Origin of the sequence: Methanolobus sp. (assembly GCF_016278385.1) — an archaeon.
GTDB lineage: Archaea > Halobacteriota > Methanosarcinia > Methanosarcinales > Methanosarcinaceae > Methanolobus.
In genome coordinates this window covers 1-20,918 of sequence record NZ_JADQBY010000014.1, presented here as the reverse complement: position 1 = coordinate 20,918, position 20,918 = coordinate 1, and the positions used below count along the sequence as shown (strand labels likewise).

Genomic DNA, 20,918 nt, shown 5'->3' with positions numbered 1-20,918 from the left:
GAGCTTACAAACGCTTTATATTTTATTCTGTCAAATTAACTCAAATAACTTACAAAGGAAAAAATAGTGTTGTCTATGAAAGAAAGCCTCTTCGAGATCTATGCACAAAAATATGACAGCTGGTATGAGAAACACCTTGCCGTCTACGAATCAGAACTGGAAGCCATGAAAGAGCTGATTCCTCCGGAGATGCCCGAAAAAAGCCTTGAGATAGGAGTGGGTACAGGCAGGTTCGCATCTGCCCTGGGTATAAGTTATGGGCTTGATCCTTCGAGAAAGATGCTGGAAATTGCGGAAAAACATGGTGTTGGGGTAATAAAAGGAATTGCAGAGGATTTACCCCTGAAAAGTTCATCTTTCGAACTTATACTGATGGTCACATCAATTTGTTTTGTAGATGTGGAAAGGACGCTCTTGGAAATATCTCGCGTACTTGTGTCAGGAGGAAAACTTATTATCGCATTCATTGAACGTAATAGTCCTCTTGGGAAAGAATATCAGAAGAAAGCACAAGAGAGTCATTTTTATGGGAATGCCACTTTTCATTCGGCCAAGGAACTCATAAACAGACTTGAAGAATATGGCTTCTATGAACCTGTTATCAGGCAAACCATATTCAAACCCCTGTCTGAGATCAAAGTTATGGAAATACCGGAGGAAGGTTTCTCAAGAGGTTCTTTTGTTGTTGTAGGGACAAGAAGTATAAAGAACAAATGAAGATTCTCTTTTAAGGAAATAGCAGGGTTATCATCATGAGTGGAACAGGTAAAGAGTTCATGGAAAAGACACAGTACAGGTATCTTGACATATCAGACCAGTCAATGGGTTATCCACAGCCAGCTCTGGAACTGGGGGATAAAGATACCGGAAATATAATAGACCTACCTTTACCAAAGGATATACAGGTAAAGGATATTGACCTGAGGCAGGCTATCGAGAAGAGAACGAGCATCAGGAACTATAGTTCAGAGCCGCTTTCTATTGAAGAACTCTCATACCTGCTCTGGTGCACACAGGGAGTAAAAGAGGTTGTCAGGAATGTTGTTACTTTCAGGACAGTACCCTCGGCAGGAGCCAGGCACGCACTTGAGACATATATACTTGCAAACAATGTGAAAGAACTCGAAAAAGGCCTGTACAGGTTCCTTCCCATTGAGCACAAACTTGTAGAGATAGATATGGAAAAGGACATCGCAGATAAAATTAAACATGGATGTCTTGACCAGGCATTTGTAAAAACCAGTGCTGCGACATTCATCTGGACAGCAGTGCCCTACCGGATGGAATGGAGATACGGGCAGAGAGGCTACAGGTATCTGCATCTGGACGCAGGACACGCATGCCAGAATCTCTACCTGAATGGGGAGGCGGTGGGTTGCGGAGTGTGTGCCATTGCAGCATTTCTTGATGAGGAAATAAATCCTGCAATTGGGGTTGATGGGGAAAATGAGTTTGTCATATATGTTGCAACGGTAGGTAAAAAATGAGAGATGAAATGTCTTCAACGTTTGCAAATTATAAAACAGTGACAAAGGAACTTATGCAAATCCCCGGAGTGGGAAAAATGATTGCAGAAGACTTCTGGAACCTTGGTATCCGTAATGTTGGAGACCTAAAGGACAGAGACCCTGAAGAACTCTATCAACAATTATGTGACTTCCAGGGCATGCATGTGGACAGATGCATGTTATATGTGTTCAGATGTGCAGTCTATTTTGCATCTAACGATGAACATGATCCGCATCTGCTAAAATGGTGGAACTGGAAAGATTGATGCTCAGGGATTTGCTCAAATTCCTAAAAATTATGAAAAACAGAGGAATTTCATAATATATACTTTTTTAACGATGCTGAATAATCATACATAACTGTCATACCAAGAATATTGGCGCAAATGGTACATAACTATTGTATATACAGTTATTCTTAAATAATTTGAGTACATCTCGACAAAACAATACTATAATATTCAAAATATTGGTGAGAAACATGAAAATAAGAGTTGTAAGTTCAAAAGATGAGATTGATAGCCTCAGTGATAAAGAGGAAATGATTCATCTTGCATTCAGACCATCGAATACAGATATCTTATCCCTTGTAACAAAATCCCCTAATGTGAAAGCCCTCCACATCCCTCCATCTTACATGAAAAGCATCTCCACTTCTACAAGGATGTTCATGGAAATGAAAGGTATAGCCCTTCTTGAAGGTGATGTATGGGGACACAGAAAAGACATCAATGAGTATTCAGAGGTCTCACAAAGCATTTATGACCGCATAGACCAGTATCGTGCAGATAGCCTTTCGGATGATGAAATTATAGCAAAGATGAGCAGAGAACTGCATATGAGTTCAGACCTACTTCGGTTCCTTCTCAAAAGCCGAAAGTAGCTGATATTCGCGGGGTTTTCGAATACCTTCACTCCTTTTCTTTTCTATTCGTAAACCTTCAGCTTAAACTGCCAGCTCAAGTCCCAGATAATCCTTTATTACTGTGAAAGCCATAGCTGGCGGGAAAGCTCCGACTTCAGTGATTATAAGGTCGATGTATTCTGCCGGAGTTACATCAAATGCAGGATTTTTGACTTTGACATTTGGAAGCTCCCTGAGAGTCTCAGCATCTATTACTTCATCACTGGAACGGTCCTCTATCTCAACCATCTCTCCAAGGAGAGTGCGGGGGCTGAATTTGTATGTTTCTGCAGCAACAATAACATTTCTGCGGGCTTCCCGTGCTGCCATTGCAAGCTGGGAAGTGCCGATCTTATTTATGAGAGCACCGTTCACAGATATGGAATCTGCGCCTACTACCACAAGATCAACTTCTTTCATGGTGAGCCTCACAGCAGAATCTACAATAAGAGTTGTAGGAATACCATAGTCGTTCAATTCCCTGATGGTAATCAAACCCTGCCTTCTTGGTCTGGATTCCGTGGCAATAACGGAGATATTCTTTCCCTGGTCAAAGGCTGTTTTGATAATAGAAAGTGCTGCGTGGGAATTGCAGTGGGTCATGATGACATCGCCATCGTGAATACGCTGCGCACCTATCTTGCCAATCTTCCCCAGTGCTTCTCCTGCATTTGTGATGAATTTCTCTGCATTTTCTGAAATTTCATCAATGGCGTCATAGACATTTGTAGCATTGTGTTTCTTTGTAAGAGCAACAGCATTGGGTAGAGACACGGCAGTTGGTCTTGTGTCAACAAGCGTTTGTGCAGCCTCTTCGAACTTAGCGTTGAACTCAATTAAGGACAGGGATTTTAATGATATTGCATAATCCCTTAGTGCGGCTGATGCTGCAACTGCAATCCTTCCTGCGCCCCTGATCTCCATCGTCCTTATCTTCTGTGCTGTAGTATCCAGATTATCCATAATTATAAGTCGTATTTAAAGAATTTATATTTAGCCAGTCAACTTATATCAAAAAGGCTGACAGGAATAGGCAAATAACAAATACCAGATGAACGAGACATCAACTCCTTTAGGATAACATACACATGTACCAGCCAAATTTCCAGTATACTGACAGAATTGTACGCCTGATTGCAAGAATACAGGCAGCAAGAGAGATAATTCTCAATACTCATGTACCTCCCGCATGGGAAAGAAGGCTGCAGATCAATAACCTTTTCAGGCTTGCATACCATGCCACGAGTCTTGAAGAAAACGGGCTTTCTGTCAGGCAGGTTACAAAGCTTGTTAACGGACAGGATATATTCGGTGATGAGACTGACAAAAAACAGGTGCTTAATTTTCTGGAACTTAACGAATATATACTGAAGATCGAAAACGAGGATATTTCGGAGGACATGATACTCGCACTTCACAAGTTGACCATGAAGGACATAATTCCTGAAGAGGAGCTTGGAAAGTACCGAACAACTATTGCAGATGGTTTCATGGAGCCTGAGAGGGTAAGATACAGTGTAAGAGACCTAATAGACTGGGTCTATAGTGAGGAGGCTGCAGAAATGATACCGGTATTGTTGGCAGGGATTGTACACTATGAACTATATCGTATGCATCCTTTTGAAAACGCCAGTGGCACTATTGCTATGAGCATATCCTCTTACATGCTTGGAAGGAATTTCGGGGAAGCAAAGAAACTATTTACCCTTGAGGAGTTTTTCAATCAGAGAAAAAAGGACTATTTTGAGAAACTTGAAGGCAGCAACGGAAAAGAACCTGATATTAATGAATGGCTGGAATATTATCTCTATGGCCTTGCCTTAAAGGTCTCAAGAGTTGAAAATGCTGTTTTGAATATAAGCCGTGACTACGGAACCGTTGGACAATATATCCAGACCGGGCTAAAAGACCGGCAAATAAAAGCCATTCGTTTTGCCCGTGAAATGGGAAAAATAACAAATAAAGAATACCAGAAGCTGTGTGATCTGGGAGTTTCAACAGCAAAAAGGGATCTTCAGGAACTTGTGAAAAAAAAGATTTTCGTGCAGGTAGGAAGAACAGGAAGAGGGACTTATTACAAACTCAGATACGACCATCTGGATGAATTGATATGAAACAATAGTTCAGGATTTAATGGACTCAGTCAAGTCCTGAGTCCATTATGATATTCACGTAGATTTTGTTCATAAGAAGGTAGTATCCCGACAGTTCTTTGTATATCTCTTCTGCAACATCCTCATGATAAGTGTGAGTTGTCATATTCCTGTCGTCTGTCATATACAGAGTCTGCATGCTCTCTGCCTCGTTTACCAAACCCATCTTAAAAGCTTCACGAAAACATGATTTTGGGGAGTTGCACATGACACCTTGCATTTCAAAGAGGTACTCTTTGATGAGCTTCCATATGGCTTCGAAGGTGTATTCGAACCTCTGTATTGCAGCATCCCTGATTATAACGGAGTATGGCTCGTCCATGATCTCCTGTAGGGTTCCAAGAGCCCTTTTTGCAACCCTTGCCTTCATTTGCAGTTTGTATTCTCTTTCCATACTTCACCCTCATCAAGCACTTTTTGTCTGAAATCTTCAGAAACAGCAGACAGGTCAACCAGATCCACTGTATATGGAATATTCATTTCCTCTAGCTCTGCTCTCAATGCAGCTATCTTTTTTCTGTCACAACTGCTATGTGGCAGAATACCGATATCAATATCCGATGTGCAGTGGGCATTTCCCCTTGCCCTTGAACCAAAAAGGATAACCCTGACATCTTCATCTTTAAAAGCCTGAAGGACTGCAGCCTTCACTTTTTGAATGGATTTTTCGAAGATTTGCGAATTATTAGGCATTTTCCGGTTCCTTTCATGCTAATTATAAAATCTCTATCTACTTTATCATATTACAGCTTTAAATTATTTACCAGATGTTCAACCTCTCAAAATTGATTTCAAATAAAACAACATATGCTAATTGACAAATATGTCAGGAAGACATCCAATGACCGATTATTCTATCCTCACGCGCTGGATGAGACTGGAAATGGGGAAGCTGAACGACGGCATCGTTTCCCAGCGCAAAAGTCTTGCTCAACTCCTTACAGAAAAAAGACCGGTTTCAAGGACAAAAGCAGGAAAAGAATATGTTTTTGATATTGATGTACTCCAGAATCTTAGCGAAAAACTTCCTTTGAACCTACATGATAAACTAAAATTACCTGTGATATTCTTTTCAGCCACAAAGGTTCCCGACAGTTGTTACCTGAATGACCCTCATGCCCTTTCTGCGTTACAGATACTTGGAGAACTAAGCGAGATGAGACAGATGCATCAGGGAAATATGTGGGTTGGCAAATCAATAGCCTATTCCATAATGAGGAAGTATCCCACTGTTGTGCAGATAGCTATGCGGTAAGAGTTCGGAATACTCTAACTTTTAATCCAATCAATAATACCAAATATGGGACATTGTAATTATATCAAATATCGAGGAACCATCATGACCATCATCCCATCCATCAACCCGGCAACAGGCACAGTCATCGGCGAAGTTGAAATGCACACTGACGAGCAGGTTAGCAAGATGCTCAAAAAGTCTGCTGAAACCTTTAGGGAATGGAAAAGAACCGATGTTTCAGATCGTAACGAACTCCTCAGAAACTTTGCCGAGCTGTTGAGGAAGAACAAGCATCATTATGGCGAGCTCATCACCACTGAGATGGGAAAGGTCATCAAACAGGCTGTTCCAGAGGTTGTGAAATGTGCCACCATGTTCGATCATTTTGCTGACAACGCAGAGAAAATGCTTGAACCTGAGCCTGCGGAAGAGAACTCATGCGATTCCATGATACACTACGAACCTATGGGAACGGTGCTCGCAATCAAACCATGGAACTTCCCCTTCTGGCAGGTACTCAGCGCTGCAGCACATGTGCTGGCAGGCGGGAATATCATGCTCCTGAAGCACTCCAGCTATGTGCCGATGTGTGCACTTGAGATCGAGAACATCTTCCTTGAGGCCGGATTTCCTGAAGGTGTTTTCCAGACATTGCTCATAAACGGAAAAACAGCATCCTCACTTATTCCAAGGGATGAAGTGAAAGCTGTATCCTTTACAGGAGGGTACGATGCCGGGCAGAAGGTTGCGGAGCTTGCCGCCCATAACATGAAGAAGTTCGTGCTGGAACTCGGTGGCAGTGATCCTTTCATAATTCTTGATGATGCCGATGTTAAAATGGCGGCAAAAGTTGGAGTTCCAAGCCGTTTCATCAACACCGGACAGACATGCATAGCAGCAAAGCGTTTCATTGTCATGGAAGAAGTAGCCGAAGAATTCACGGAAAATTTCGTGGAAGGAACTGCGAACCTGAAGGTCGGCGACCCAATGAACCCTGACACGGATATCGGTCCAATGGTCAGGGAAGAACAAATACGGATACTGGAAAGCCAGGTCAATGATGCTATATCCAAAGGTGCTAAAATCCTCATTCCAGGAGGAAGGATGGAAAGTGAGGGTTACATGTATTCACCGACAGTCCTCGGTGATGTGAGCATGGATATGAGGGTCATGAGAGAAGAGACATTCGGACCTGTGGCACCGATAATTACCGTTAAGGGTGAAAACGAGGCTATTGAATTTGCAAATGATTCCGAGTTCGGACTGGGTGCCAGTGTATGGAGTCAGGACCGTGACAGGGCTATGAAAATCGCTTCTGAACTTGAAACCGGAATGGTTGGGATTAACTCATTCTGCACGCCACAAGCCTGCCTGCCATTTGGCGGAGTGAAGAAAAGCGGAATGGGTAGAGAACTATCAAAACATGGGTTCTACGAATTCATGAATATCAAGTCAATTAAGATGATGTAAAAATGCACTCCGTTCAGGGTTTCAAATTCTTCTTTTTTTGTTCTCTTTGTTTTTTATGATGCTTTTTGTAAGTAAATTAAAATAAATTATATATCATATCAACTATTAAATAAAAGAAGGGAGTGCAAATTCCCTTATTGCGTACTAAGGTATAAAGGGGAATTTCAATTGGTGAAAATAAGTTCTGTAAATCCCGCAACCGGGGAATTGAATGGAGAGTTCGATCTCTATTCTCAGCAAGTGGTCAATCAGAAGATAGAAGACTCAAGAAAGGCATTTGGTGAATGGAAAAAAGAACTTATTGTTGAAAGAACGTTTTCCATTGAATGTGTGGCTGAAGTTCTGAGGGACAGGGAACAGGAACTTGCAGAGATAATCACAAAGGAAATGGGTAAACCGATCAAAGAGTCCCTTGCAGAGATCCAGAAATGTGCATGGACCTGTGATTATTTTGCAGAGAATGCAGATAAGTTCCTTGCTGCAGAATTTGTAGAAACTGATGCTGAAACATCCGGTTTTGTCTATGAACCCGTTGGTACTGTCCTGAGTATCATGCCGTGGAATTTTCCTTTCTGGCAGGCACTGAGATTTGGAATACCTGCTATTGCAGGTGGAAATACAGTATTGTTGAAACATGCAAGCAATGTTCCCATGTGCGCCCTTGAACTTGAGAAAATATTTATCGAGGCAGGATTCCCTGAAGGTGTTTACCAGACACTTCTTGTGGATGGACCCACAGCATCCTCACTAATATCCAGAGATGAAATAAATGCTGTTTCTTTCACCGGCAGCCGACCCGCGGGAGAAAAGGTCGCAGAAGCCGCAGGAAGGAATATCAAAAAATTCGTTCTTGAGCTTGGAGGCAGCGATCCCTTAATTGTGCTGGAAGATGCAGATATCGAAAAAGTGGCAAAAGCAGCAGTATCAGGTCGGTTCCAGAACTGTGGACAAAGCTGTATTGCAGCCAAACGTTTACTGATTGACGAAAATATCGTAGAAAATTTCACAGACCTGTTCGTAGAGAATACAAACAACCTCAACGTAGACGACCCAATGGACCTCAAGACCGATATGGGACCCATGGCAAATGAAAAACAGAGAGAACACCTGAGCCAGCAGGTAGCTCAAACCCTGAAAATGGGAGCAAACATACTGCTTGAAGGTGGTTATAAAGATGAAGAAGGCTCATTTTACATGCCAACGATTCTCAACGATATAAACAAAGATGCTCCTGTTGTCCGGGACGAGACTTTCGGACCGGTAGCGCCTATAATTAGCTTCAAAAATGAGGAAGAAGCTATCCAAATAGCTAACAGCACGGAATTCGGGCTGGGTGCCAGTATCTGGAGCCGGGAAACTGAGAAAGCCATGAGAATGACAAGACATATTGAATGCGGTATGATCGCCATTAATAATATTATAGGCTCTGACCCGCGACTTCCGTTTGGAGGTATGAAGAAAAGTGGTGTTGGAAGAGAGCTATATCGTGTCGGAATGTTGGAGTTTATGACTGTCAAATCCATGAAGGTGTATTGAGATGAAAGGCAGTGACCTCTTTGTAAAGTGTCTTGAAAATGAAGGAGTTGAATATATATTCGGTGTACCGGGAGAAGAGACCATCGACCTTACAGATTCTCTCCTGAGGTCCAAAATCAAATTCATCCCTACAAGACATGAACAGAGTGCCGCTTTTATGGCAGATGTCTATGGAAGGATAACACACAGACCTGGAGTATGCCTTGCAACACTGGGACCAGGAGCCACGAACCTCATCACAGGCGTTGCCGATGCACAACTTGACAGGGCACCTCTTGTAGCCATTACAGGCCAGTCTGGACTTGAAAAGACGCACAAGGAGTCGCACCAGTATATCGATATTGTGACCGCCTTCAAGCAGTTCACAACCTGGAATTCAAAAGTAATGAAACCTGATTTTATTCCTGAGATCGTTCACAAGGCCTTTGAAATTGCCACGGACCGACCGGGAGCTACACACATAGAACTTCCTGAAGATGTGGCAAGGGAAGAAACTACAAAAGAACCTATTTTCAAAAAGACCTATCCACACATCAGCCTCCTTGATGAGAGAGAACTCAAAAAAGCTGCGGATATGATAAAAGAGAGTTCAATGCCTGTTATTCTTGCAGGAAATGGGATATTCAGGGGAGAGGCTACAACTGAGTTGAGAAAACTTGTCGATTTCACAGGTGTTCCGGTGGTAACAACATTCATGGGCAAAGGTGCGGTAGCTGCCGATGATGAACACTATCTTGGTTCAATGGGTATCAAAGACCATGACCATATCATGTGCGGTTTTGAAATGGCTGACCTCGTTATCTGTATAGGATACGATTATGTTGAATACAGCCCCAGATTCTGGAACCCTGACAGGTCGAAGAAGATAATACATATCCATACCGACCACCCGGAAATAGATGAGAGTTATATGCCGGATATCCTGCTTATCGGTAGTATCAGACAGGCACTTTTCAGCCTGAGACAACTATGTGATTTCAAAATTGAGATGCCTGCAAGATTCTCTAAAGTCCGCTCAAGAATGAAAGCAGAAATTGAGGACTACGGAGATGATCTGTCATTCCCCATGAAGCCACAGAAGATAATCTATGATGTCAGGGAATCTATCGACAGGGGAGACCTGCTGATAAGCGATGTAGGTGCTCATAAATTATGGGTTGGACGGCTTTTCCCTGCATATGAACCAAATACTGTTTTCATGTCCAATGGACTTGCCACCATGGGATTTGCACTCCCCGGTGCCATTGCAGCAAGTTTGATAAAACCTGAAAAGAAAATTGTTGTAATCGCAGGAGACGGTGGTTTCTTAATGAACCTTCAGGACCTTGAAACTGCTGTTAGACTTGAGTGTAATTTTGTTGTCATAATTTTCAATGATTCAAAATATGGTCTTATCGAATGGCATGAGAAGAAGACTTTCAACGAGACCATAGGTATTGATTTTACAAATCCCGACTTTGTGATGCTGGCCCAGAGCTTCGGTGCAAAAGGCGTGAAAATCGAAAGGGCAGAAGAACTGAAGCCTAAGCTTTCTGAAGCATTGAATGCTGGCGGAGTCTGGTTGCTGGATGTGCAGGTTGATTATTCAGAGAACATCAAACTGACTGAAAAATTGAAGAATGATTTCTGTGAAATCTGAAAATGAAGATTAATCCATTACATCCACGTCTTTCCAGAAGGCAATATAGTTGCTGAAATCTTTGCCGACCTTTTTGGATGAACCCTCTTTTGGTTCAGGGTAGTACCATGCAGCATCCGTATTGACCTTTCCGTCTACAACGACGTCATAATAACTTGCAACTCCTTTCCACGGACAGGTCGTATGATACTCACTTTTTTTGAAGTATTCCAGATTCACTGAATTTGGTGGAAAGTAATGATTTCCTTCGATTATTATCGTTTCATTGCTCTGTGCAATAATAACTCCATTCCATGTAGCTTTTGTCATTTTGACCACTCCTGTAGTATATTGGTTCTGCAGGGATAAAAAGATTAATGTTTCCAACTCGTCCTCCGACTGCCTGCAAAATAGATACATTTATAAAATGTGCACTTAATCTATATTACAGGGAAGCCGTTACGGAAACACGGCTAGCTTTATAAGCGATTTTCGGGGTGTTGAATAATGAAAAGGACAATACTAATAACGTTAGTTATAATTATGGCTCTTTTTGCCAGCGGATGTACTGAAACACCTGCTGACACAAATGTAGAAAAAGGAACTGTTGTGATAGGATCTAAACTCTTCCAGGAATCATACATCCTTGCACATATGACAGCTCTTGTGCTTGAGGACGTTGGATATGAAACTGATGTCAAACAGGGACTTGGTGGCACATTTGTCAATTATGAAGCTTTGAAGGCCGGCCAGATAGACACATATGCAGAATATACCGGGACTGCGTACAGCCAGATACTCAACCTGAGCCAGCTTGATGACTGGGACAGGCAGGTCGTTTTCGATGAAACTGAAGCGGGTCTTCTGGAACAGGATGGTGTAATGATAGTAAGCAACCTTGGATTTGAGGATGCATACGCCATTGCAGTAAAAGAGGATTGGGCTGCAGAGAATAATATCACGAAGATAAGCGATCTTGAACCATACGCTGCAGAAATGATAATTGGAACTGATCCTGAATTTGCAACCCGTGAGGATGGTCTCCCACGAATAAAGGATGTTTACGGCTTTGAATTCAAGGATTATAAGCAGGCAGTAGCCACCGTAATGTACGAAGCCATCGAGAGTTACCAGGTCGATGCTATTTCCGCCTACACGACTGATACAAGGAATGAAGTCTTCGAGCTCAGGGTCCTTCAGGATGACAAGAACGCACTGCCACCTTACGATGCTATCCTGATAGTGACAAAGCAGTTCGCAGAGGAAAATCCTGATGCTATTGCTGCAATGAAGAAACTTGACGGTGCAATTGACACCGACACCATGAGACAGTTGAACTACCAGTTCGATATTGAGCAGAAGGAACCAAGAGACATTGCATATCAGTTCCTTGTTGATGAAGGACTCATAGAGGGATAAGAAACAGGATATCCATCTCCTCTTTTTTTAAAAAACGATCTCATTCAGGGTGCAGATATGCAAACCGAAAGACTATTTGACCGAATCGATTCGATCCAGTTCAAAGGTATCACTAAAAAATATGGTACCGGTTTTGCAGTAAAAGACCTGGATCTTGAAATTCAGGGTGGAGAGCTGCTTATTCTCATCGGACCCAGTGGTTCGGGAAAGACCACCACGCTGAGAATGATGAACCGTATGATAGAGCAGGATTCCGGAAGCGTTACCATAAACGGGCTTGACACCCGTGAAGTAGACCCGGTTCGACTGCGCCGTAATATGGGCTATGTTATCCAGAATATTGGTCTTTTTCCCCATATGACGATCGGGGAAAATATAGGTCTTGTTCCAAAACTTGAACGCTGGGATAAGAACCGAATAGAAGAGCGGGTACGAGAGCTGCTGAATTTCGTCTCCCTTCCACCTGAAATGTTCATGGACAGATATCCGAGACAATTGAGTGGCGGACAACAGCAAAGGGTAGGACTTGCAAGGGCCATGGCAATGGACCCACCCCTGTTTTTGATGGATGAACCTTTTGGTGCACTGGACCCGATATTGCGCAAACAGCTCCAGAAAGAATTCCTTAAAATCAAAAATGAGATCAACAGGACAATCGTATTCGTAACCCATGACATTGAGGAAGCACTCATACTTGGGGACAGAATAGCCATAATGGACCAGGCAAAACTTGTACAGGTCGGTCCGCCTGAGGAACTCATTTTCAATCCTGTAAATGAACTTGTGGCTGATATCGTTGATACTAAACGCAAATTCAAGCATATGGATACCCTTAACGTCAAAGACCTGATGTCCCCGTTTGATGAAAAGTATGTATTTGATGGAAAAATAAATTCCTGTGATGCTGTTGAAGAGATGACAACGAGGGATATTGAAACTGCTTTTGTATTTGATGATGATGAACTTCTTGGACAGGTCACGATGATGGACCTTATGAAATGCAGGGTCAAGATTCAGAAACTGGCCGATGTGGCAAGGCCTGTTAAAACATTCCAGCCGCTGGATTCAGTCGCGTTTGCACTCTCGGAACTGAAGAACAGCGGTGAATACCTTGCAATTGTGATGAATTCAAAACATCCGATTGGTATCCTTGTATCCGATGAAGTATTGCTGAAACTTATCTGAAGGAGAACGTATGCTAACATTACAGGTCATAGCGAATGTATGGGACAAGCACCTGATGACAATGCGTACCATTGAGCATTTGCAGATGTTCAGTATAGCTCTTCTGCTGTCTATCATTATTGGCGTCACTGTTGGTGTTTTCATATATATGAGACCAAAGACCGCAAACGCGGTGCTGAATTTCCTGAATATAGTTGAGACGATACCTGATCTTGCACTCATTGTACTGCTCCTTCCCATCCTTAAACTTGGTGCAGGTCCGACCATTGCAGCATGTGTGCTCTATTCCATACTTCCAGTGGCAAGGAACACCTATACAGGCCTGAAAGGAGTAGACGAGCAATACACTTACGTTGCCCATGCCATTGGGCTTTCCCCACAGGAAGCATTGTTCAAAGTGAGGATCCCCATGTCATTACCGCTGATAGCAGGCGGCATCAGGATAGCACTTGTATTCTGTATGGGTGTTGTGACACTGGGAGGACTGGTTGCTGCAGGAGGACTTGGAACCGTACTTCAGAACGGTATCCAGCTCTATGAGAAAGATGCGATCCTTGTTGCCGGACTGTGGACAGGTCTGCTTGCTGTTTTCCTTGACGGCTTTGCGGGAATCGTTGAGAAAAAACTCCATGAGAGGTACGGTACATGGTAATACTTGAAACTGTGCTTGATGCCACATGGGAACACATCGTCCTTGTATACACTACATTGTTTGTGAGCATAATTGTGTCCATACCTCTTGCTTTTGCATCACTCTACAGTAAGAAACTGGAGTTTGTTGTGATGAAGTTTGCGAATATGGTGCAGGCAGTTCCAAGCTTTGCTGTTGTGGCCATCATGGTCCCGTTCCTTGGAATTGGCTTCACTCCGGCAGTGGTTGCTATCATGTTACGTGCGCTGCTCCCGATCATCAAGAACACATACATCGGCCTGAGCAATGTGGACCCTGCACTGATAGATTACGCAGAAGGTGTGGGCTTAAGCCAATGGCAGATCAACAGGCACATAAGACTGCCAAATGCATATCCCGCAATGTTCGCAGGAATTAAGTTTGCAGGCATACTGGCTAACAGCATTGCAGTACTGACAGCTTATATCGGAAGCGGTGGACTTGGGGAAATAATCTTTCAGGGACTTATAGGCTACAACACCCGGACTCTCCTGGCAGGTGCCATACCTGCAATTATACTTGCGATACTGATAGATATCTCTTTCACACTTCTTGAAAAGAAAGTCACACCCGGATATATGAAATAATTAAAATGGATTGGTATGATTATGCTTCAAAACTCTGGAAAAGACTGTAATGGCTCATCACTTCGTCTATAAGCTTGAAATATTCCAGACACAATGGAAGTTTTAGGGCAGCTTTTACAGCTTTTGTGGCTGCATCCATATTTTCCCAGTGCAGTAAATCCATCCAGCTGCCATCATCTTTTTTCAAGAGCTCACGATCAATAAAACCATCAAGTGACCCAAGTTCCTTCATCATGATATTTGATGCTGCAAGAAATTCATTCTCACTTACTCCTTCAAGAAGTCTGAAAATAACGATCTCAACAGCGATTTCCAGCATATTTTATCTCCAGAACAGATTATTATGGACCAATGCTTTTAAGACTTTGTAGCGTAAGCAAAAAACAGACAGAAAAATGAGCCTTAAAGAAGAACTGGAAGGAAGAATCCCTGAAAAGGAACTCGACAAACTACCCAATCGTTTTGATGTTATCGGAGATATTGCAATCGTGGCCGTTCCTGAAACTATGGAAAGATACAATGCAGATATAGCCCGGGCCATAATGGAAAGGATGCAGAGTATTAAGGCTGTGCTAAACAAGGTCTCAAAACTTGATGGTGACAGGAGAGTTGCTGATCTTGAAATAATTGCCGGTGACAGGACAGAAACTATTCACAGGGAATTCGGTTTTGCTTACATGATAGACCTGAAGCAGGCTTTTTTCAACGGGAGGCTCTCCTTTGAAAGGAAAAGAGTATCATCACTGGTGAAACCCGGAGAGGATGTGCTAATACCATTCTCCGGGGTCGGACCTTTTGCAATTCCCGCGGCAGCAAATGGTGCAAAGGTAGTTGCAGTGGAAATGAACAGTGACGCCTGCAAAGCTTTTGTACAGAACTGCAGGCTCAATAAAATTCAAGAAAACATCCACATAATCAATGCTGATGCCAGCAGCATACCCAGGATGTTAAAGATGGAGTTTGACAGGGCAATAATACCAACACCCTACGGCATGGACCATTTCCTTCAAAGCATTTCCTCACTTGTAAAATCAGGAGGATATGTCCATTTCTATACTTTCAAACCCAAAGAGCAGATTCCTGAACTGATAGAAGAATATGAAAACATGGGATTTGAAGTTCAGTTTCACCGAAGGTGCGGTAATGTGGCACCTGGAATCAGCAGATGGGTGTTTGATCTTAAAAAGTGAGACTCAACCTGGTACCCAACTTTATTTAAAAAATATGCCGGCGAGTTCGCCTACTACGTCAACCAGTTCTACGAAATAGACAACGGCACCGCCATCAGCTACTTCTACCGCGACGGCGAGCGCATAGCCAAGCAGACACCCGGAGATATGGAATGGTACCTGTCCAATCACCTCGGCAGCACCACACTCCTCATAAAAACAGAAAAATTGCTTAACCTACAACGATGCGAACCAGCTAAGCGAGGTCCGACATTCATCCAACAGCTCCTGTGGAAAAAAGAAAATAGATGAGAAAGGATCAATTTCTCACATTGATTCAGGTGCACCGATACCGAGTGTATCGAGAACACTTGCAAGAACTATCTTTGCACAGTTCACAAGAGCCAGTCTGCTTGCCCTTATATCATCCTCTTCAGCACTTACCACAGGTACGAACCTGTAGAACTGGTTGAAGGAATCTGCAAGCTCCCTTGCGTAGATCGCCATTGTATGTGGTTTCAGGTCCCTTGCACAGAGGTCGATGATACTGTCAAATGATGCCATTTTCTTGATGAGATCAATTTCCGTATCCTCGGTCAGAAGTGAAGGATCTATCTTCTGGGTTGGGTCCCATTTACCTTCTTCCTCTGCTTTTTTCAGTATATTGCAGGCACGTGCATAAGAATACTGTATGAAAGGAGCACCCTGTTTCTCAAAGTCAAGCGCCTCTTCCCAGTTGAAAACTGTGGATTTTTCAGGGGAGACTTTCACAATATCGTACCTGACAGCACCGATTCCCACCATTCTGGAAACTTCTTTCTTGAACTCATCTGTCATTTCCGGTCTGCGTTTCTCAACTTCCACATATGCCTGCTGCTCGATCTGGTCAAGCAGGTCATCGGCAGAGATGAACTTACCACGACGTGTGCTCATGGAACCTTCAGGAAGTGAGACAAACTCGAATATTACAATTTCGGGTTCAGGTTTTCCGATAGCATTGAGAGTTGCCTTGAGCTGGCCGGATATGAGTTTATGGTCTGCTCCAAGCACGTCGATCATCCTGTCTGCACGCTCTCCTTTCCACTCATGGTAGGCGAGGTCACGTGTTGTATAAAGGGAGGTGCCATCAGTGCGCTGTATGACAAGTGTCTTTTCAAAACCATAATCTGAAAGGTCAACTACCAAAGCACCATTATCATCTTTGGTTCTTCCAGTTGCCTTTATTTCCTCAACTATCTTGGAGACAGCACCTGAGCGAATAAAACCGGATTCATGAGGGAAACTGTCATGGCTTACGTTCATACGCAAAAGGGTTTCCTTGATACCTGAAACTGCAAACTCCACAGCTTCATCAAAGCTCTTTATCGTCTCTTCATCACCGCTTTCCACAAGCTGCATGCGTTTGTCGATCTCAGCTACCTTTTCCGGGTTTTCATTGAGCAAAGCGTTTGCCTTGATGTAAACATCTGCTATCGCATGATCCGGTTTTCTTGATGTATCAAACTCAAAAAGTGAGAGCGCCCATGAGACAATGGCTATCTGACGACCCATGTCATTAACATAGTACTGGGTCTCAACTTCATATCCTGCCTTTTTGAGTATACGCACGAGTGTGTCGCCAATTATGGAATTGCGTATGTGGCCAACATGCAGAGGACCATTGGGGTTGGCAGAAGTGTGTTCCAGTAGTATTTTACCCTGACAGAAATTGCCGCCAAAAGCTTCTTTTTCTTCAAGTATGCTGTTGACCGTGTTGTCAACATAATTGCGTCCTGCAGTTATGTTGATGTAAGGACCTGTGGTTTTGATATCACCTATAAGGGAACCTTCAGGTAATTCAATGGCAGCAACTATTTTTTCAGCAAGCTCTTTTGGATTGCTCTTTGCCTTTGCAGCCAGCCTGAAAGCAACCTTTGAAGCAATATCTGCGTGCTGGGATGGTTCAAGTCCCAGATCATCCGTCTGGAAACCAAGGGATGCAAGGGCATTTTCAAGAGCCGTAATAACCTGTTTTTTAAATTCGAGGAACAAAGATAACACCTACACTATTATAATAAGATCAGACACCGGTATTGAATCGCAATATTGCCACTATACCACCAAATGCATTCATGAGCTGGGAACCTTCATCAAAGTCCGTGGATACAAATTCTACTTCTGTTGCCATCTGATCGGCCAATTCTGAGAGTTCATCAACAATATCGACCTTTTCAATGACCTCAACATTGCTGCCACAAACAGGACAGAGTCCGCCATAACTATCCTGCTCTCCAGGTTTGAAATTACGAGTGACTTTACCCTCATAATCTCCATTTGGACATTTCAAAGTAAGTCTTTCTGCTCTTAAACCTTCGGATATCATCAATATTTCCACTGCACCAATATCCAGATTATTGCGGACCTGGGTCTCGCCATAGGCTGCCTTTCCTGAATCTGAAACCAGCTCTACAAAGAATCGCTGCATTAGCTTTTTCTCAACCATCAAGTCTATGTCTGCAAGCCTTTCACTGGCAGCATTGACAAGTTCTGAAAGTCCTGATTCATCAGTGTATGCAACATCGAAAAGTCCGAGCTGTTTTTTCAATAACTCGTGGTGAAGGAAATCTCCTGATTCGAATTCTTCTTTTGTGGGAGATGGACCGCCGATTAGAACACCCTGGAAGTCTTTGTGATCTACCGCCATGAAAACCTCACTGGCAGCATCACCAATACGTTTGTAGAACTCATGAATAGCAATGAGCCTCAATTGCTGGAACCTGTGAGCACTCTGACCTCCTTTTCTCTGTTTTCCTGGAACAGTTGAAGTAAGAGTTCTGAAATGCTCTATATGCTTACCTACAAGGAGACCTACTGCTGCCTCTCTCCTGTCAAGGACCAGGAGACCGTATGTTTTAGCATCTCTTAGCATCTCCTCAAGTGGTTCAAGGAAAAATGAGGAGTCACAGTGATACCTGTATGTAACAATAGGCTGTGGTGGCTCGATTATGGTAGTTTCCATGCTGGTCTTGTTGGCACCTATATCCACAGCACCTGTGAAAAAAACGATACCATTCTCAGGAACTTCCACATATCTCAATCTTGAAAGCAGGGATTCCAATGCACCCTGTACATTATCCCGTGTTATCTTGGATTTGATGTTAGCAGCCTGGCCGTGTTCGCCTTTGAGCTGGGATGTAACATCGGATATTTGCTTTGTGGGGGGGATATACAAAGAGATCAGTTCGGTACCACGTCCTTTTTTGACACGCAATTCCTCTAATTTCTTTTTAAATTCATATTTTGAATGAGCGGATTGTTCTGACATTGTGTGAATACTCCGGTTTAAATAATGAGATTGTCTATATCTTCGATTATTTTTGTTGCTTATGTATGCGTTGATATAAATATAGATTGTGACAGAATTTATTACAGGCTGGTATCGTAGCCCTTCCATTGGTGCACAATGGAAATTGTGGAAGCATATTATATTACAGTCTATTATATTGTTATGTACTATATTATATCAGATGGGAAACAGAACCATCTTTAGAAAGCAGGACAACCCTGCTGACCTCGACATCCTCTGCAACTTTATAACCAAGATGTTCTGCCAACTCCTCTGAGAAGGACATTACCTCATCATGAGAAGGCATAGCTTCACGGGGAAGTCTCTTTCTTGAAAAACCAAGATGCATGTAGGCTTTAACTTCTATATAATCAGGTTCCGCTATCTTTATCAATTCTGCATAACCTTCGGAATCAAACATATTGACACCTTTGATGAGTGTTATACGTATGACAGTTCTTGTTTCCTTTGTTTTGAGTACTTCAAGGGATTTAAGAATGTTATCCCACAATGAAGATGACTTTGGGAGACAGACTTTTTCATATGTTTCTCTATCAGGGGCATCAAGGCTCATGTATAACTGGGAAGGATTAATTTTTGCCATCATCTCGGGAACTGTACCGTTACTTACAACAAAAGTAGTTAAACCCTGTTTTTTGAACTCATCTACGAGTTCTGGAAGATGCGGAAAAAGGGTGGGCTCTCCTGAGAGAGAGATGGCAACATGCCGGGGATTTTTACCTTCGTTCCAGCGTTCAAGAGGAGCTGAGTCTCCAAAACCTGATACAAGTTTTCTCTGGGACGCTATTGAAGACCCCACTATTTCCACTGGAGAGTCCCATCCAACAGGCATGGGTACGTCTACTTCCGTGGGCCTCCAGCAGTGCAGACACTTCTGATTGCACATGAGTGTGGGGGTCATCTGAAGACAGCGATGTGAATGAATACCGTAGAATACGGATTTGTAACACTCACCTTCATCCTTGATGGACCTTCGAAGCCACAAGCAGGTCTTGACAGCACTATGTCTGCCTGCAAGACTATACCCTTGTTTTTTCAACAGACTTTTAAAATCAGTTATATCCTCGGTTTTCACTTTTCTTCTGGCCATTTAATTTGTAGTTCATTTTCATATATATATAATGAATGGGAAGGCTTTGAGTGGAATTAACAGAAAAATGAAGGCGTGCTATTTAACAAAAATATATATGCATACGGAACGACTTTTAGGTATGAGTTTACTGCGTAAAATATATTCAGATTCCCTCGATAAGAAAATAATAAGGGACACTAAAAAAAAAGCTGTCGAAGCTTACAGCAAAGGACATGTCCATCTCAAGTTAGGATACTGTGAAGAAGCCATGGACTCTTACATTAAGGCCGAAGAGCTGTGGAATTCACTGGGAGATATATTTTCTTCGCAGGGTATGGACGAAGAAGCCTCAAGGTCATATATGCAGGCAGTTGATACATGGTTTGACAGAAGTTTTGTGCTTTACAAAATGGGGAAAAATGAAGAAGCATTAGAACTTATAGACAGAACCCTTGAACAACAATCTGATAATCCTAAAATTTTTTGCAGTAAAGCACTGATACTTTTTGAAAATGAGAACTATGAAGATGCTCTTAAGTGCCTTGATAATGCATTGGACTTGAATATTGAAGACCCGGGTGCCTGGTGCTACAAGGGTAACACTTTATGCAAAATTGGCAGATACGATGAGGCATTGAAGGCATATGATAGATCCATAGAATTGTCAAATCCTCAGGCTTTTCAATTCCCCCGTTTTGCCTGGATATCAAAGAGTTCCTCCTCACAGATTCTGCCAGATTCGGCACAGGCATGGTATTGCAAGGGTATCGCCCTCTTCGAACTTGAAAGATACGACGAAGCCCAGAAAGAACTTGAAAATCTACTGGAAATAGAACCGGATTTTGAGAAGGCAATAGAACTCAGGATACTTTGTTCCAAAAAAGCAAAAAGTAGAATCGGATAAAAATAGAAAATAGTAATAAAAAATGAAAGGGAAAATTAGCTTTATTCCCTTTCCATCATATTTCTATCTGTGATATCAATATTTGTGACTCTTTGCCATCTCTACCATTGCCTGGAGGTTCTCGGTTGGAGTCTTGCTCA

Annotated in this window: 23 protein-coding genes; 15 read left to right on the top strand and 8 right to left on the bottom strand. The window is 42.6% G+C overall.

All coding sequences use genetic code 11. The features are described from left to right. Positions 1-75: 75 nt before the first annotated feature. The 4 genes from QZZ23_RS06170 to QZZ23_RS06155 all read left to right on the top strand — a co-directional run bounded on the left by QZZ23_RS06170 (position 76) and on the right by QZZ23_RS06155 (position 2,391). Positions 76-717, top strand: coding sequence for a class I SAM-dependent methyltransferase (locus QZZ23_RS06170; RefSeq protein ID WP_292467828.1), 642 nt, complete (start codon positions 76-78; stop codon positions 715-717). Between the two features lie 35 nt (positions 718-752). After that, positions 753-1,487: a SagB/ThcOx family dehydrogenase gene (locus QZZ23_RS06165; protein WP_292467826.1), complete on the top strand. Its 735-nt coding sequence runs from the start codon at positions 753-755 to the stop codon at positions 1,485-1,487. Beyond that, entirely contained in the window at positions 1,484-1,774 is a 291-nt protein-coding gene (locus tag QZZ23_RS06160) for a helix-hairpin-helix domain-containing protein (RefSeq protein ID WP_292467824.1), read from the top strand. Before QZZ23_RS06165 ends, QZZ23_RS06160 begins: the two co-directional genes overlap by 4 nt. A gap of 215 nt (positions 1,775-1,989) precedes the next feature. Next, positions 1,990-2,391 carry a DUF1699 family protein gene (locus tag QZZ23_RS06155; protein ID WP_292467822.1) on the top strand — a complete coding sequence of 134 codons (402 nt, stop codon included), beginning with the start codon at positions 1,990-1,992 and terminating at the stop codon, positions 2,389-2,391. A 63-nt stretch (positions 2,392-2,454) separates the two neighbouring features. Here the strand turns inward: QZZ23_RS06155 and QZZ23_RS06150 are convergent, their stop codons facing one another. Continuing rightward, positions 2,455-3,375 carry a ribose 1,5-bisphosphate isomerase gene (locus QZZ23_RS06150; protein WP_292467820.1) on the bottom strand — a complete coding sequence of 307 codons (921 nt, stop codon included), beginning with the start codon at positions 3,373-3,375 and terminating at the stop codon, positions 2,455-2,457. Between the two features lie 125 nt (positions 3,376-3,500). On the opposite strand from QZZ23_RS06150, the gene QZZ23_RS06145 reads away from it, so the two are divergent. Then, on the top strand, positions 3,501-4,526 hold the full coding sequence (locus tag QZZ23_RS06145; protein ID WP_292467817.1) for a Fic family protein: 1,026 nt from the start codon (positions 3,501-3,503) through the stop codon (positions 4,524-4,526). A 25-nt stretch (positions 4,527-4,551) separates the two neighbouring features. On the opposite strand, the gene QZZ23_RS06140 is transcribed toward QZZ23_RS06145, so the two are convergent. Then, positions 4,552-4,959 (bottom strand): HI0074 family nucleotidyltransferase substrate-binding subunit, encoded by a 408-nt coding sequence (locus QZZ23_RS06140; RefSeq protein ID WP_292467815.1) that lies wholly within the window; start codon positions 4,957-4,959, stop codon positions 4,552-4,554. Continuing rightward, entirely contained in the window at positions 4,932-5,258 is a 327-nt protein-coding gene (locus QZZ23_RS06135; RefSeq protein ID WP_292467814.1) for a nucleotidyltransferase family protein, read from the bottom strand. The genes QZZ23_RS06140 and QZZ23_RS06135 overlap by 28 nt, the downstream gene beginning before the upstream one ends. 130 nt (positions 5,259-5,388) lie before the next feature. Between QZZ23_RS06135 and QZZ23_RS06130 the strand changes: the two genes are divergently transcribed. The 4 genes from QZZ23_RS06130 (at position 5,389) to QZZ23_RS06115 (ending at position 10,447) form a co-directional block, all read left to right on the top strand. Continuing rightward, positions 5,389-5,820 (top strand): DUF61 family protein, encoded by a 432-nt coding sequence (locus tag QZZ23_RS06130; protein ID WP_292467812.1) that lies wholly within the window; start codon positions 5,389-5,391, stop codon positions 5,818-5,820. A gap of 84 nt (positions 5,821-5,904) precedes the next feature. Beyond that, positions 5,905-7,272, top strand: a complete 1,368-nt coding sequence (locus tag QZZ23_RS06125; protein WP_292467810.1) for an NAD-dependent succinate-semialdehyde dehydrogenase — start codon at positions 5,905-5,907, stop codon at positions 7,270-7,272. 171 nt (positions 7,273-7,443) lie between these two features. Next, on the top strand, positions 7,444-8,808 hold the full coding sequence (locus QZZ23_RS06120) for an NAD-dependent succinate-semialdehyde dehydrogenase (protein ID WP_366931325.1): 1,365 nt from the start codon (positions 7,444-7,446) through the stop codon (positions 8,806-8,808). A 1-nt stretch (position 8,809) separates the two neighbouring features. Beyond that, a complete protein-coding gene (locus tag QZZ23_RS06115; protein ID WP_292467807.1) occupies positions 8,810-10,447 on the top strand; it encodes an acetolactate synthase large subunit in 1,638 nt (545 codons plus the stop codon). 9 nt (positions 10,448-10,456) lie between these two features. On the opposite strand, the gene QZZ23_RS06110 is transcribed toward QZZ23_RS06115, so the two are convergent. Further along, positions 10,457-10,756 (bottom strand): DUF427 domain-containing protein, encoded by a 300-nt coding sequence (locus QZZ23_RS06110; protein WP_292467805.1) that lies wholly within the window; start codon positions 10,754-10,756, stop codon positions 10,457-10,459. A 177-nt stretch (positions 10,757-10,933) separates the two neighbouring features. Here QZZ23_RS06110 and QZZ23_RS06105 point away from each other — a divergent pair, with 177 nt between their 5' ends. From QZZ23_RS06105 to QZZ23_RS06090, 4 genes are read left to right on the top strand one after another with little or no spacing between them, the layout of a single operon-like run. Further along, positions 10,934-11,845 (top strand): glycine betaine ABC transporter substrate-binding protein, encoded by a 912-nt coding sequence (locus tag QZZ23_RS06105; protein WP_292467803.1) that lies wholly within the window; start codon positions 10,934-10,936, stop codon positions 11,843-11,845. A gap of 57 nt (positions 11,846-11,902) precedes the next feature. Then, positions 11,903-13,030: an ABC transporter ATP-binding protein gene (locus QZZ23_RS06100; RefSeq protein WP_292467802.1), complete on the top strand. Its 1,128-nt coding sequence runs from the start codon at positions 11,903-11,905 to the stop codon at positions 13,028-13,030. Positions 13,031-13,040: 10 nt separating this feature from the next. Further along, positions 13,041-13,682 (top strand): ABC transporter permease, encoded by a 642-nt coding sequence (locus QZZ23_RS06095; protein WP_292467800.1) that lies wholly within the window; start codon positions 13,041-13,043, stop codon positions 13,680-13,682. Further along, a complete protein-coding gene (locus tag QZZ23_RS06090; RefSeq protein WP_292467798.1) occupies positions 13,676-14,287 on the top strand; it encodes an ABC transporter permease in 612 nt (203 codons plus the stop codon). The genes QZZ23_RS06095 and QZZ23_RS06090 overlap by 7 nt, the downstream gene beginning before the upstream one ends. Before the next feature lie 19 nt (positions 14,288-14,306). On the opposite strand, the gene QZZ23_RS06085 is transcribed toward QZZ23_RS06090, so the two are convergent. Next, positions 14,307-14,606: a hypothetical protein gene (locus tag QZZ23_RS06085; protein ID WP_292467797.1), complete on the bottom strand. Its 300-nt coding sequence runs from the start codon at positions 14,604-14,606 to the stop codon at positions 14,307-14,309. Between the two features lie 76 nt (positions 14,607-14,682). Between QZZ23_RS06085 and QZZ23_RS06080 the strand changes: the two genes are divergently transcribed. Continuing rightward, a complete protein-coding gene (locus QZZ23_RS06080) occupies positions 14,683-15,477 on the top strand; it encodes a class I SAM-dependent methyltransferase family protein (protein ID WP_292467795.1) in 795 nt (264 codons plus the stop codon). A 306-nt stretch (positions 15,478-15,783) separates the two neighbouring features. Here the strand turns inward: QZZ23_RS06080 and argS are convergent, their stop codons facing one another. From argS to twy1, 3 genes are all read right to left on the bottom strand, one after another. Next, positions 15,784-17,487: an arginine--tRNA ligase gene (gene argS / locus QZZ23_RS06075; RefSeq protein WP_292467794.1), complete on the bottom strand. Its 1,704-nt coding sequence runs from the start codon at positions 17,485-17,487 to the stop codon at positions 15,784-15,786. A gap of 28 nt (positions 17,488-17,515) precedes the next feature. Then, the gene (prf1, locus tag QZZ23_RS06070; RefSeq protein WP_292467793.1) at positions 17,516-18,760 is read right to left on the bottom strand and encodes a peptide chain release factor aRF-1; all 1,245 of its coding nucleotides are present in this window, start codon (positions 18,758-18,760) and stop codon (positions 17,516-17,518) included. Between the two features lie 193 nt (positions 18,761-18,953). After that, positions 18,954-19,892 carry a 4-demethylwyosine synthase TYW1 gene (twy1, locus tag QZZ23_RS06065; protein ID WP_292467791.1) on the bottom strand — a complete coding sequence of 313 codons (939 nt, stop codon included), beginning with the start codon at positions 19,890-19,892 and terminating at the stop codon, positions 18,954-18,956. 121 nt (positions 19,893-20,013) lie between these two features. On the opposite strand from twy1, the gene QZZ23_RS06060 reads away from it, so the two are divergent. After that, entirely contained in the window at positions 20,014-20,778 is a 765-nt protein-coding gene (locus QZZ23_RS06060; RefSeq protein WP_292467790.1) for a tetratricopeptide repeat protein, read from the top strand. Positions 20,779-20,918 lie beyond the last annotated feature (140 nt).

Excerpts from the sequence above, each read along its gene's own strand:
- QZZ23_RS06170 (WP_292467828.1), top strand. The coding sequence starts at position 76 with ATGAAAGAAAGCCTCTTCGAGATCTATGCACAAAAATATGACAGCTGG.
- QZZ23_RS06165 (WP_292467826.1), top strand. The coding sequence starts at position 753 with ATGAGTGGAACAGGTAAAGAGTTCATGGAAAAGACACAGTACAGGTAT.
- QZZ23_RS06160 (WP_292467824.1), top strand. The coding sequence starts at position 1,484 with ATGAGAGATGAAATGTCTTCAACGTTTGCAAATTATAAAACAGTGACA.
- QZZ23_RS06155 (WP_292467822.1), top strand. The coding sequence starts at position 1,990 with ATGAAAATAAGAGTTGTAAGTTCAAAAGATGAGATTGATAGCCTCAGT.
- QZZ23_RS06150 (WP_292467820.1), bottom strand. The coding sequence starts at position 3,375 with ATGGATAATCTGGATACTACAGCACAGAAGATAAGGACGATGGAGATC.
- QZZ23_RS06145 (WP_292467817.1), top strand. The coding sequence starts at position 3,501 with ATGTACCAGCCAAATTTCCAGTATACTGACAGAATTGTACGCCTGATT.
- QZZ23_RS06140 (WP_292467815.1), bottom strand. The coding sequence starts at position 4,959 with ATGGAAAGAGAATACAAACTGCAAATGAAGGCAAGGGTTGCAAAAAGG.
- QZZ23_RS06135 (WP_292467814.1), bottom strand. The coding sequence starts at position 5,258 with ATGCCTAATAATTCGCAAATCTTCGAAAAATCCATTCAAAAAGTGAAG.
- QZZ23_RS06130 (WP_292467812.1), top strand. The coding sequence starts at position 5,389 with ATGTCAGGAAGACATCCAATGACCGATTATTCTATCCTCACGCGCTGG.
- QZZ23_RS06125 (WP_292467810.1), top strand. The coding sequence starts at position 5,905 with ATGACCATCATCCCATCCATCAACCCGGCAACAGGCACAGTCATCGGC.
- QZZ23_RS06115 (WP_292467807.1), top strand. The coding sequence starts at position 8,810 with ATGAAAGGCAGTGACCTCTTTGTAAAGTGTCTTGAAAATGAAGGAGTT.
- QZZ23_RS06110 (WP_292467805.1), bottom strand. The coding sequence starts at position 10,756 with ATGACAAAAGCTACATGGAATGGAGTTATTATTGCACAGAGCAATGAA.
- QZZ23_RS06105 (WP_292467803.1), top strand. The coding sequence starts at position 10,934 with ATGAAAAGGACAATACTAATAACGTTAGTTATAATTATGGCTCTTTTT.
- QZZ23_RS06100 (WP_292467802.1), top strand. The coding sequence starts at position 11,903 with ATGCAAACCGAAAGACTATTTGACCGAATCGATTCGATCCAGTTCAAA.
- QZZ23_RS06095 (WP_292467800.1), top strand. The coding sequence starts at position 13,041 with ATGCTAACATTACAGGTCATAGCGAATGTATGGGACAAGCACCTGATG.
- QZZ23_RS06090 (WP_292467798.1), top strand. The coding sequence starts at position 13,676 with ATGGTAATACTTGAAACTGTGCTTGATGCCACATGGGAACACATCGTC.
- QZZ23_RS06085 (WP_292467797.1), bottom strand. The coding sequence starts at position 14,606 with ATGCTGGAAATCGCTGTTGAGATCGTTATTTTCAGACTTCTTGAAGGA.
- QZZ23_RS06080 (WP_292467795.1), top strand. The coding sequence starts at position 14,683 with ATGAGCCTTAAAGAAGAACTGGAAGGAAGAATCCCTGAAAAGGAACTC.
- prf1 (WP_292467793.1), bottom strand. The coding sequence starts at position 18,760 with ATGTCAGAACAATCCGCTCATTCAAAATATGAATTTAAAAAGAAATTA.
- twy1 (WP_292467791.1), bottom strand. The coding sequence starts at position 19,892 with ATGGCCAGAAGAAAAGTGAAAACCGAGGATATAACTGATTTTAAAAGT.
- QZZ23_RS06060 (WP_292467790.1), top strand. The coding sequence starts at position 20,014 with ATGAGTTTACTGCGTAAAATATATTCAGATTCCCTCGATAAGAAAATA.